This is a genomic window from Mesorhizobium sp. CNPSo 4684 (assembly GCF_057784315.1).
The window spans coordinates 58,933-69,504 of record NZ_JBWLUX010000035.1; the positions used below are offsets into that span (position 1 = coordinate 58,933).

The following is a 10,572-nucleotide window of genomic DNA, read 5'->3' on the forward strand; positions in this document are numbered from 1 at the left end:
CGGCTGTTGCTCTCGGGGTGCTGTCAATAGCGATGCTGGGCGGCTTTGCCTGGATGTGGTCAAGATCTGGAAAGGGTCAGATCGACGCTAACACAAATTGCCCGTTGGGGGGCCCCGTTAGCCTAACGGCTGTTTTGATCGATGCCACTGATCCGATTTCCGCAACCACGATGGCCGACCTGAAGAACGAATTCCGCAAGACCATCGGACGTGTCGAACCAGGCGGGTATGTGAAGATCTACACCCTAAACTCGTTCCCCGGCGACCTCACGGTGATGTTCGATGGATGCAATCCGGGCGATGGTTCAACCGTGGACAGCTGGACAAATAATCCGGCACGGCGCCAAAAGAAGTGGGAGAACGCCTTCGGAGATCCCTTGGGCAAGCTCCCAGGCGAAATCCCAAATGCTGAGTCCGCGAGCCAGTCTCCGATCATTGCCGGTATCCAGAAGATCAAACTGTCGCTCTTCGACGGCAGCTTGGCCAAACAGGGAAGCCCAAAGCGATTGGTGGTTGCGTCGGACATGATCGAGCATACGGACCTTTATTCCCAGTATCGCTCTGGCCTCAATTACCGGAAATATCTCAACAGCGCGGCCGATAGGACCTACGGCACCTCGCTCGATGGGGTGAACGTTACAATTCTCTATATCGACCGGGCAAAGAAGCCATTTCAGTCACTCGATCACGCCGATTTCTGGACGCAATGGGTCCAGAACCATCACGGCCAGTTCGAAAAGCTGGTTGGTTTGGAGGGGTTAAACTGATGGCCAGGAAGCGCGACAATTCCCTGCTGGGCCACCCAGGCCTCCCTTTGGTCGTGTTTGCGACGCTTACCCTCGGCGGCTGCATATTCATCGCTATCGCCAAGTTGTCGGGAGTGAACCCGGTCGTGGCGGCGGGTATACCTGTCTGCCTGATGTTCTTCTATCTCGGTGTATCGGTCTTCACCGGGAAGCTGCGGCTTCACGATGAGCAGACCGGCGACAATCTCTACTACATGGGCTTCCTGTTCACCCTGACGAGCCTTGGGGTCTCGTTGTTTCAGTTTGGGTCGGAAGGCTCGACTGAAATTATCGTAAGGAACTTCGGTATCGCGATTACGTCGACGATCACCGGCATTGCGCTCCGAATTTTCTACAATCAGATGCGCCGCGATCCTGCGGATATTGAGCGGACGGCAAGGCACGAACTCGCGGATATGACACGGCGGGTGAGGGCCGAGATGGAGGGCGTGACGAGAGAGTTTGCCGACTTTCGCCGTGTCAGCCACCAAATGCTGGAGGAGGGTTTTGCCGAAATCGCCGGCCAGGCGGAGCGGAACGGAGAGCATATAAGATCCGCCCTGGAGAAGATCGCGATGGAATCGATCAAGCCGGTCCAGGAGGCGTCGAGCAAACTGAGCGACGCACTTAAAGACAATTTCGGGCAGGTCGAAAGTCAGTTCTCGTCGATTGCGCAGCGTGTCGAAGTTGCCGCGGATTTGCTGGACAAAGCCAACGGCACGATGTCCTCGTCGGTGAATAAACTTGGCGCACAAGCGGATATCGTAGCCACGAAGCTAGAGAAGGTTGTCGTTCCCGACGAGGTGCTGAAGAACGATTTGGCGCCGATGGTGAAGCTGCTCGGCAGCGCTGTCGCGCAATATGCGGTGAAGACCGAGACGGCCTCACAGGAGCAGCAAGCGCTTATGACCGGTCTTGCCGATGCAGTGGCGAAGGTGGCGAGTGGCGTGGAAAGGGCGGCAGCCGCGGCGGAGAAAACGGCACAGACTGTTCAGGCGCAGCAGCGTTTGACCGAGGCGCTTGCAGCGGTGGTGCAAAAGCAAAGTAAGGACACGAGCCAACTCGTTGCAACGCTTGCGGAAAGGAGTCTTCAGGTCGCTCGCACGAATCATGCTGCCAACGGCACAATGGCAAGCGATTTAGTGCGCGAAGTGACACCAGCCGCCAGTGCTCCTGAAGGCGCGGAAATCAAGATCCCAGATGGCGCACAAGGCGATACTTTCCAAACCTTGAGTGGAGCGCCGCAGGCAGAGAAGACTGAAACGCCGAGACGAACCAGCTGGTGGGGCAGGTGAGCGAGGTCGGCGGAACAGCAGTCGCGTTCGAGCGCAGAGGGTACGCCCGCGGGCTAATCCTTGGCCTGACAATGGCCGAGACGATGCTGCTGTTGGTGTTCTGCCTTCTGCTCGCGGCCGGGGCGATCATCGCGAAGAAGCAAAAAGAGGCTGAAGCGGCAATGAAGATTGCCCAGTCCCTTACGGAGAAGGCCAGGCAGCTCGACGAGGAAAACAACCGGCTCCTTACTCAGCTGAACGCAATGATAAATCCGGCGACGGGCCGTAATGTGGCTGACCAGCAATGGCGGGAACTGGTCCTGGCCAAAGAGGCTACCGAAACAATCAAAAAAGCAGGCCTTACGGTCGAAGACCTGGTGAAAAAGGCCCCGGTGACCAAGGTTCTGTCCGAGAACAATGTCGACGTCGATCAAGCCAAGGCGATGATCGAGGAGATGCGGGTTCTGAAGGAGTTCGGCTATGTGGGTGGGGCCAAGACCTCGAAGGAACTCTCAGACGCGCTAAAGAAGGCGGGCGAAACTGTAGTTGCAGCTAAGCCGCACGATTGGCCACCGATCATCAGTCTCAGCGAGCTCGACGGCTATAATTTCGATGTCGGAAGCGCGGAGCTTTCCGATCGCTTCAAGATGAAGCTGCATGATCTGTCAAAGACGATCGCCGGCATTGCGACGGCGTACGGCGTTGATGTGATCGAGGTGATCGGCCACACGGATGAGCAGGCAATGTCCGGTGAATCATCGAATATGGACAAGGCCCTAAAGCCGGTTCTCGCCCGTAAGGTAGCGATCGGCACGCTTCATCCTGCGGACAACGCAGGTCTTGGATTGGCGCGAGCGATCTCGGTGACGAGCATACTTCAGAACATGCCTGAGCTCAAAGGTTTCACCATTCTACCCATGTCTGGCGGTCAGTTGATACTGCCCGGCGACCGCCTTACCGACGGCGCCCAGGTCGGCGACGTGAAGGCAAGACGACGGATAGAAATCAGGGTGAGGCAGCGGTCGCGCGAAACAGACGTTGCGCCGGCTGGGGGATCGAAGACATAGGTCGTGGCGGTCGCTGGTGAGCTAGGCGCACCGCGTATAGTTGGGGGGACTCAGGGTATGGGGTTTTACGTTCGAAAATCGATTAGCGCCGGACCGTTCCGGTTCAACTTCTCATCGGGCGGCGTTGGCGTCTCCGTTGGTGTAAAAGGCCTTCGGATCGGGACAGGTCCACGAGGCCACTACATCCATGCGGGCGCGGGCGGCCTCTACTATCGCGGCACGCTCGGAAAAGCCGGGACGAAAAAGATTGCCCGACAGCAGCCAGCTGATATGCGCCAAGCACAGCTCCAACCTTCGGCGCCCGGATACGTCGCTGATGGCGTCGTGATGCGGGAGATCGAATCCGGCGACGTGATGGGTATGCGAGATGAAACGTCTGCCAATGTGCTTGACGAGATCAATGCCAAGCAATCGGAGACGCGGCTCTCTGTGGCCCTCGCGGTTCTGGCAGGAATTGGGGGTTTTCTTGTGGGGGCAAAGCTCGGAGGGGCTGCACCTTTGGTGGGCGTCGCCGCATTTCTACCGGGCATGCTGATCGGCAGATGGTTTGACAGCTATCGCCGGGTAAGCGTGCTCTATTACGATCTCGAGCAAGACGCCGAGGCCGCCTATGGTCGCCTTGTTAGTGCGTTTGAAACGCTCACTCGTTGCGACGGAAGATGGCATGTGGCGGCCGGGGGCACGATCCAGGATCTGACAGCTTGGAAGCGCAATGCCGGGGCCAGCATGCTGGTCGACAAAAAGTCCACGACGCTGGAAAGCACGTTGCCCAAAGTTGTTCGTAGTAACGTAACCCCGCCTTCAATCCACGTTGGCCGCCAAGTGCTCTATTTCATGCCGGACCTCGTCTTGGTGAAAGACGGAAACCGCTACGGCGCCGTCGGATACGGCGATCTTCAGACGCAATTTGCTCCGACCAATTTTATTGAAACGGGCAAGGTTCCTTCCGACGCTGAGGTTGTTGGGCATACCTGGGCTCACCCGAACAAAAGCGGTGGACCGGACCGGCGCTTCAAAAACAACAGGCAGATCCCCGTGTGCCGCTACGAAGCCTTGCGGCTTTCGAGTTCGACCGGGTTGAACGAACTGGTTGAATTCTCGAAAACAAATGTGAGCCTGCCGTTTTGTCAGGCGCTCTCTGCGCTCTCTCAGCTGCACCGAAGCTCTGGTAGCCGGTCGATAACGATACAAGCGCAGCCAAATCCATAGCCTTTAGGCGGAACGCGGCTGGCCCCTTACTTAAAGGCCCTTGGCAGCGCAGGAACAGGGTTTGATAAACGACGGAGCACGAACAATCAGCAGAGGCCTTCACAGGGGATTCCATCCCGATCGCGATCGAGCTTAGGACCCCAAGAGCAATTGTTGAGATACCAGCGCGCTTCCTCACACGAGGAGATCTGGGAGCAATGCCGTCGGGGTTGGCATGAATAGCTCTGTGCTACTTGGTCCTGGTCGATCAATCTGAATTTGCGATCCGTTGGCTGCGAATTGTCGGTATGCTCTGTGCGCCAGTCCCATGGTGCTTCGAAAGTGCCTATCCAGACTCCAACCTTAGCTGTCTCGGCCGCGGTCTGTTGTTTCGCGTACGCGCCGTGGCTGTACCGAGGCCAGTCGAGAGCCTGGCCCTGCTCCACCATCCAGGAAGCGACGCTCATCCCGTCCGCCCGGCGACAATCACCAACGAAGCGATGGTAACGATCCCACATCACGAAAGTGCACTGGACAGACCGAGAGGCAGACAGGAAACCGTCTAAAGCTTCGGCGGACCGGCGCCCACAAGGATACTCCACGCCGTTTGCATCCCTGCAGAGCTGGCGGCTTTCAGGTGCATCGATGCCGTTGAGCCGTATGCGCTGACCATGAATTTCAATTGTGTCTCCGTCAACAAACCGAGGCCACGCCGCTAATCGCCGCGGGCCTGGTCGCGGTCAAGTTTGCTATGAACTCGCCAGTTTGGCTGTGACTGTACCCGAGCGCAAAATAGCTATAGGCGGCAATTGCCAAAACTGTAAGGGTGAGCGCAAGAATCCAAATGCGAGATCTGCGACCAGAGAAAACCGGCCGACCGTCCCTCGAGTCAGGCCTACGCCGGCGGGAGTGACTATTGCTCCTCAATTTCGCCTCCCCGCGAGGAATGCCGAAAGACGGATATCAAGCCGTCCTCTCGTTACTTGCCCATTTTTTGACGTGATAGCCTTTCGGCTGAGACACATGCAAGGGAGAAGCGTTCGCAACGAGTTTTCAAGCTATACTTTGCTACGTCGAAATTCCCAGCATGCTTCGGCGCGTGTTCGAAGCTGCACTGGGTTTCAGCGTAAGAGCAGAAGCGAGCAACCAACCGCGATTTCCGCAGACTAAATCTGAAGGACTGGTACCGCCTCCATTCAGCCCCATACACTCGCCTCAGGACCCGCACCAAAAGCGGACGTTGCGTCAGTAGAGCGAATAGAGTTCACTGCGGGCTTACGACGGCTGGGCTGGCATGCTTAAATAACTGATAATGCAATTATCGTTCGTTGTGAAAAGGGCAGTCAGAGATGGCCCTCTGGCTCGGCTTTCACCGGCGGACAGCGTCGTTTCGGCGTCAGATCGACGACAAGTCGCCAAGGGCCGCCTGCAGCGATGGCGATCGCTCCAAGGTGGCCGCAATCCTGTCCCACCAGCGCTTGCCGCGCCAGGGCGCCCTCGAAAGCCTCGCGCTGGTCGTCCGGCCTGTCCGTAGCCAGCACATCGATCAGGAATTCGGCCTGCAGCCGGTCCCTGATGGATTTTAAGCTGTCTGGCCCATCGCGGCGGCGGTCGGCAACGATGAGCTTATGGATTGCAAAGCGTTCGGGCCCCGGAAGTTGGACGAGCACGTCGTCGCGATGGTTGACGGCCGCCAGCATTGGCTCTGCCAGGAGTTAGCTGAGATGGTGCAGCGACCGGGCATGGACGCCGGGCGCCGGCAGTGGACGCAGACCCTCTTCCTCGGTGAAAGTAAGGCGTCAGGAATTCGGCGAGCGTCTCGCCCCGCATCTGTTTCCAGCGCGAAGTCTTATATTACCGGCCACCAGCGCCGGCGCCGGTTCGAACGAGAAATCCTTGAGAACCCTTTCGAGCGGCGCCGACACACTGTCGTCCAGGGTGATCGAGAGTCGCTCGAAGCTGGCGATGTCGACGTTCGTTTGGGCAGTCTGGTCAAGGGTGAAGCGGACGCCGTGCTCGCTAGAGGCGGAACGCCTGAGTTCCCGCGACCGTCCCGCCGAGGAGGAACACGCCGGCGGAAGCGAATGCATGCAGAAGGCTGCCGGTCGCTGCATTGACGCCAAGGAACCTTTCCGCGCGCAGCAGGCGGACCGGCGCGATTGCGTCGGCGATTAGGCGAGCAAACCAAGACGCGGCGCAAGCCGGGGCAAGATCGAGATAGGGGTGGCGACCATGCACTCTTCTGTACGTCAGCTTGTTGTCAGATCGCTCGCTTACCCTGCTAGTAAGCTTAAGTAGTCGATGACTACAGTGCAGATCTGTCGATAGGAGAGCGAGTCGCATGTATAGCAGAATCACTGGTTCATCCAGCCAACCTACAAGCGCAGGGCATCCCGACGAGTCGGAGCAGGCAGCAGATAATCAAAGATTTGCGAAATCGCTTGCAGACGCGGGGACTAGTTCGTCTTCGGCGACACGGCCGTATTCCCTCACCCCCGAACCTCCTATCTACGACATGGACAGTGATGAGTTCAGGCAAGAGTTGAAGGACTTCTATGGCGTCGATGTCAAGCACATAGCAGACAATCCTCAAGAGTACTCAGACTTCGTGTCCTCAAAAGCGGAGCGCACCGCAATTGTCGCTAGAGTCGGTACGACCATAGATGACGAGCCGGGTTCGAAGTACTTCAGCTACCAGTTGGGCGATAAGAGCGTTGGGCTCCTAAGGACGGACCCAGGATTCCGCATCAAAGGGGAAGAGTGGCAGAAGAAATACTTTCCGGACCGAAAAAATATTTCATCGGTCGTGGCTCTTCGAGTTTCGCACCCGCTCGTTGAGAACGCGGGAGATGTTCTGCTCGAACATCAACTTCGGCTCGACGGCAAGAAGCCTTTGATCATGTCACGTCCTGCTAACGATGCGGCGAAGCCCCGTCTGGAGCAGATGGGCTTTGTTGACGTGGGGGAGAACCAATTCGTGCTTGACCCTAGACGGTCCGATAAGTGGACAATGAACAACGAGGGTAAATGGCAGCGGGCAGACAAGCCCCGGCTGTATCTTCAAGCCGAGAGCGAGGATCCCGTTGAACGAAGTAGCAATGAAGACGAAGGATATGTCGAGACAGACTCGTCCGGCGATGATCCTTCTTGGTTCTTGGAGCGGGCGCTCAATTTCCGCGGACCACCGGCCGACTGAGTCTCGATGGACTAAAGGGAATGTGCATGAAGGCTATCATGTTTCTTCTCCCGCGTGCTGGGCGCGAAAGTACCCCTGGCCGCTCCAATTCGTTAGCTTCACGGTGTCGCCTGGGCTCCTCTGTAGGGGAGTTGAAATTTCATCAGCATATTCATCAGCATAAAGGAGATCGATTGTGGGAATTTGTTGTTCAAAGCCTTCAGTAGTAGGCTCGCCTTATCATAGTTCGAGCGCCGACGGCGCCCCGCACTCAACGGCCCACAGCGTCAGCGGCGACAGCCATCGCGAGTGGTCCGCGCTAATTTCGACGGCATCGGGACCGGCCGCGATGGCTTCCCGAGTCGCTCTGGGAACGTCGCCGAACACGTTGCAACAACGACGCGGTGAGGCACTACAGCGACATGAGATACAGCAACTCGCCTACCTCATTGCGGCCATGATGACTGGCGATCCGGTCAGAAGCCCCGCTCGGATCACCGCCGCCGGTCAGACAGTGCACGACGTTCGCCTCCTCCTCAGGCACGGACGCGGCAACGTTCATGCGGATGGCGAGCCGTCCCACGGGCACAACGTCGTAGCCGCAGGTGTGGCCTACCGCGGCCTCGATCGCGCCAACCAGATGGCATTGGCCGGCGCGCTGGGCGCAGGCTTTTGCGATCATTTCGCACGCCTCGCTGCAGTCTCGCACGCGCCGCATTTGCGCGACGGTGAATCGGTCGTGAATGCAGGCGGCAAGGTGGAAATTATGGAATTGAGCGCCGATCACACCATCTCGGCCACGCGAACTGGACACGCATGGAACGAGCTACGCCGCGACAACGGACGCGATGGAGAGACGACCATCGTGCAGGACGGCTGGTCGAACGGCCCGGCGGTGCGGCTGAAAGACAGCGCGTGGGCGAAGGTCCAGGTGGAGAAAGAGGAGCTGAGTCTCGACAAGGACGACGCCCTGTGGTTGAAAAATCGCGTCGAACAGCTGATACCTCTCGTCCACCCAAACGAAGACGAATACACAGCAACGCAGCTGGAGCAGTTGCGCCGAAATCCGACCCAACAAGATCGCTTTTTGGAAACCCAGGTAGTGTCGGCCGAGTTCGCCGCAAGAGCGCGGGAAGCCCGAGAGCAGATTCCGCGGGAACAGCAGGAGCAGTTGGTCTCGATGGCGGCGCAGGAATTCTATGGGCTGTCTCCCCACGAGGCGGGCGCCCCGCAGTTTATTCACTCGGTGCTGGAACAGGTTGGGCTCCTAGACCATCAGGATCGTCCGCCGGTGGTGCCGCCGGAATATTGACGACGACGCCGTGTCGTCTCGATGGGCACTGCGTGTTGCGGCACACGCTGCGCTTGGCGTGGGCCCGCGTGAGATTTGCGCCTAGTGGGCAGACAAGGCCCTGGCGGTTTCAGATACACTTCGAGATCAAGCCACTGATTCCAAAGCGTTTCTGCCACCGCCGGAGCCGACAATGCGCCAAGAACGCACCGTCCAATCCAGTGTATTTGATTCTTTTCGCCGGACACGAAATCGGCTGTGAATTGACAGCCATGTCGCAATGGCTGGACGAGCATCGTGAGCTTTTGAGCCTGGTGACGCGGAACCTGTGCTGCGTTGCGCGCTGCTCTGAGCTATCGCCGCATGTTAGCGTTCGGGACGTGGGTGCCTCAATGTAATGGACGCAGTACCTTAAATCAGGGCTGCCTCCCCATCTACGAGGTCACCGACGCGGTCGCCCCCCTCCTTCGACCAGCGGAATTCGCTGCCGTCGACCCACATCCGATGCATGATCACTGCCAGTTTGCGGGCGACGGCCACACGGGCTTTCTTGCTGCCTATCCGGCGCGCCAGGCGCGCGCCCCACGCTTTCAACGCAGACCATCTGGCGACCCGTGCCAGGAGAGTGCCCGCGGCCTCGAAGAGATAGGTGCGCGTGAGCGTATCACCGCATTTTGAGACCGACCCGTTACGATCGACTTCTCCCGATTGATACCGTCTCGGCGTCAGGCCGAAGTAGGCACCGACACCCGATGAGCGGACAAAGCGCGCCGGATCATCCACCGCCGTGACGAAGCTGACGGCCGTCAAGACGCCAATGCCGGGCGTTCGCACGGAGACAACAAGGTTCCACTCGCTGGTGGAAGGATGTCCTTCGCGGGACGAGGGCGAGGTGAGTTCGCCAGGCTGCTTGTTCCGATCGCATCATCGCGATCAGGACGCGCGACAGATTGTTCCACCTCGTTCTATGGATTCCCATACTGGGAGGCCAAGGCGCCGATCCCGAAGAGAAGCAAGAGCCCCGAGACGGGTGAAGCACTACCGCGAGCTGCTCAGGATCACACGCACCACCGTGGGCTATCTCCAGCAGGCGGCTGAGCAACCGACCCTGATGGCGAGCCCGGCCTTTGAACTGTGGCAGGCCCAAGTCCGCTGATCGAGCGGATCATCGCTGAGCACGACCATCTGATAGAGGTGCTGCAGTCATATGGCCGCTCTGTGGTCTGCGCCTTAAGGCGGCCGGGAACTATCACCGGCCGATAGCATGGCGCCTGGCTGAAGTTTGCCACAGAACCTCTGCATCCTCCCAAGATTACGTTCAATTGCCGGCGCAGGGCACGATGGAACTACGCCATCGCAATGAGCGTCATCCCAAACCGAGACGCGGTCATACGCTCAACCGGAACCGCGTCACATCGATCGCCGCGTTCATCAGCGTCTGTGTGTAGGCTGCTTGCGGGTTGCTGAATATCTCTTCCGTCGGGCCTTCCTCGACGATCTTGCCTTGCTTCATGACGATGATGTAGTCGGCCATGGCGCGCACCACGGCGAGATCGTGGCTGATGAAGAGGTAGGACAGTTCGTGGTCGGCCTGCAGCTTGCGCAAGAGCTCGACGATCTGTTTCTGCACCGAGCGGTCGAGGGCCGAGGTCGGCTCGTCCAGCACCACCAGTTTGGGCTTCAGGATCATGGCGCGGGCGATGGCAATGCGCTGGCGCTGGCCGCCTGAGAATTCGTGCGGGTAGCGGTTGCGGGCATTGGGGTCGAGGCCGACCTCCAGCAAGGCCTCGAC

The 10,572-nt window shown here is 58.7% G+C and carries 10 protein-coding genes and 2 pseudogenes; 8 read left to right on the top strand and 4 right to left on the bottom strand.

The features are described 5' to 3' along the window. Window positions 1–170 precede the first annotated feature (170 nt). The 4 genes from AC04SG_RS26950 to AC04SG_RS26965 are packed head-to-tail and all read left to right on the top strand — an operon-like array spanning window position 171 to window position 4,335. Entirely contained in the window at window positions 171–767 is a 597-nt protein-coding gene (locus tag AC04SG_RS26950; RefSeq protein ID WP_488553524.1) for a hypothetical protein, read from the top strand. Further along, window positions 767–2,080: a hypothetical protein gene (locus AC04SG_RS26955; RefSeq protein WP_488553525.1), complete on the top strand. Its 1,314-nt coding sequence runs from the start codon at window positions 767–769 to the stop codon at window positions 2,078–2,080. The genes AC04SG_RS26950 and AC04SG_RS26955 overlap by 1 nt, the downstream gene beginning before the upstream one ends. Beyond that, complete coding sequence (locus tag AC04SG_RS26960) at window positions 2,077–3,126, top strand: OmpA family protein (protein ID WP_488553526.1); 1,050 nt, start codon at window positions 2,077–2,079, stop codon at window positions 3,124–3,126. Before AC04SG_RS26955 ends, AC04SG_RS26960 begins: the two co-directional genes overlap by 4 nt. 57 nt (window positions 3,127–3,183) lie before the next feature. Next, window positions 3,184–4,335, top strand: coding sequence for a DUF4236 domain-containing protein (locus AC04SG_RS26965; protein ID WP_488553527.1), 1,152 nt, complete (start codon window positions 3,184–3,186; stop codon window positions 4,333–4,335). A gap of 86 nt (window positions 4,336–4,421) precedes the next feature. Here AC04SG_RS26965 and AC04SG_RS26970 read toward each other — a convergent pair whose 3' ends face one another. Together AC04SG_RS26970 and AC04SG_RS26975 are read right to left on the bottom strand one after the other, a co-directional pair. Next, window positions 4,422–4,997, bottom strand: a complete 576-nt coding sequence (locus tag AC04SG_RS26970; protein ID WP_488553536.1) for a thermonuclease family protein — start codon at window positions 4,995–4,997, stop codon at window positions 4,422–4,424. A 660-nt stretch (window positions 4,998–5,657) separates the two neighbouring features. Further along, window positions 5,658–6,014: a GSU2403 family nucleotidyltransferase fold protein gene (locus AC04SG_RS26975; protein ID WP_488553528.1), complete on the bottom strand. Its 357-nt coding sequence runs from the start codon at window positions 6,012–6,014 to the stop codon at window positions 5,658–5,660. Window positions 6,015–6,210: 196 nt separating this feature from the next. On the opposite strand from AC04SG_RS26975, the gene AC04SG_RS26980 reads away from it, so the two are divergent. From AC04SG_RS26980 to AC04SG_RS26995, 4 genes and pseudogenes are all read left to right on the top strand, one after another. Continuing rightward, window positions 6,211–6,489 carry a hypothetical protein gene (locus tag AC04SG_RS26980; RefSeq protein ID WP_488553529.1) on the top strand — a complete coding sequence of 93 codons (279 nt, stop codon included), beginning with the start codon at window positions 6,211–6,213 and terminating at the stop codon, window positions 6,487–6,489. Between the two features lie 166 nt (window positions 6,490–6,655). Next, window positions 6,656–7,510 (top strand): host specificity protein, encoded by an 855-nt coding sequence (locus AC04SG_RS26985; protein ID WP_488553530.1) that lies wholly within the window; start codon window positions 6,656–6,658, stop codon window positions 7,508–7,510. A 328-nt stretch (window positions 7,511–7,838) separates the two neighbouring features. Further along, complete coding sequence (locus AC04SG_RS26990) at window positions 7,839–8,801, top strand: type III secretion protein (protein WP_488553531.1); 963 nt, start codon at window positions 7,839–7,841, stop codon at window positions 8,799–8,801. 172 nt (window positions 8,802–8,973) lie between these two features. Continuing rightward, window positions 8,974–9,109, top strand: a pseudogene (locus tag AC04SG_RS26995) (ISNCY family transposase); the annotation flags it as partial. Between the two features lie 82 nt (window positions 9,110–9,191). Here AC04SG_RS26995 and AC04SG_RS27000 read toward each other — a convergent pair. Both AC04SG_RS27000 and AC04SG_RS27005 read right to left on the bottom strand, forming a co-directional pair. Continuing rightward, window positions 9,192–9,605: pseudogene (locus tag AC04SG_RS27000) on the bottom strand (transposase); the annotation flags it as partial. Window positions 9,606–10,167: 562 nt separating this feature from the next. Continuing rightward, on the bottom strand, window positions 10,168–10,572 hold a 405-nt coding region (locus tag AC04SG_RS27005), incomplete at its 5' end, for an ATP-binding cassette domain-containing protein (RefSeq protein WP_488553532.1).

Bases quoted from the DNA above. Each gene is read 5' to 3' on its own strand.
- AC04SG_RS26990 (WP_488553531.1), top strand. From the start codon at position 7,839: ATGGCTTCCCGAGTCGCTCTGGGAACGTCGCCGAACACGTTGCAACAA.
- AC04SG_RS26985 (WP_488553530.1), top strand. From the start codon at position 6,656: ATGTATAGCAGAATCACTGGTTCATCCAGCCAACCTACAAGCGCAGGG.
- AC04SG_RS26965 (WP_488553527.1), top strand. From the start codon at position 3,184: ATGGGGTTTTACGTTCGAAAATCGATTAGCGCCGGACCGTTCCGGTTC.
- AC04SG_RS26955 (WP_488553525.1), top strand. From the start codon at position 767: ATGGCCAGGAAGCGCGACAATTCCCTGCTGGGCCACCCAGGCCTCCCT.
- AC04SG_RS26975 (WP_488553528.1), bottom strand. From the start codon at position 6,014: ATGCTGGCGGCCGTCAACCATCGCGACGACGTGCTCGTCCAACTTCCG.
- AC04SG_RS26950 (WP_488553524.1), top strand. From the start codon at position 171: ATGGCCGACCTGAAGAACGAATTCCGCAAGACCATCGGACGTGTCGAA.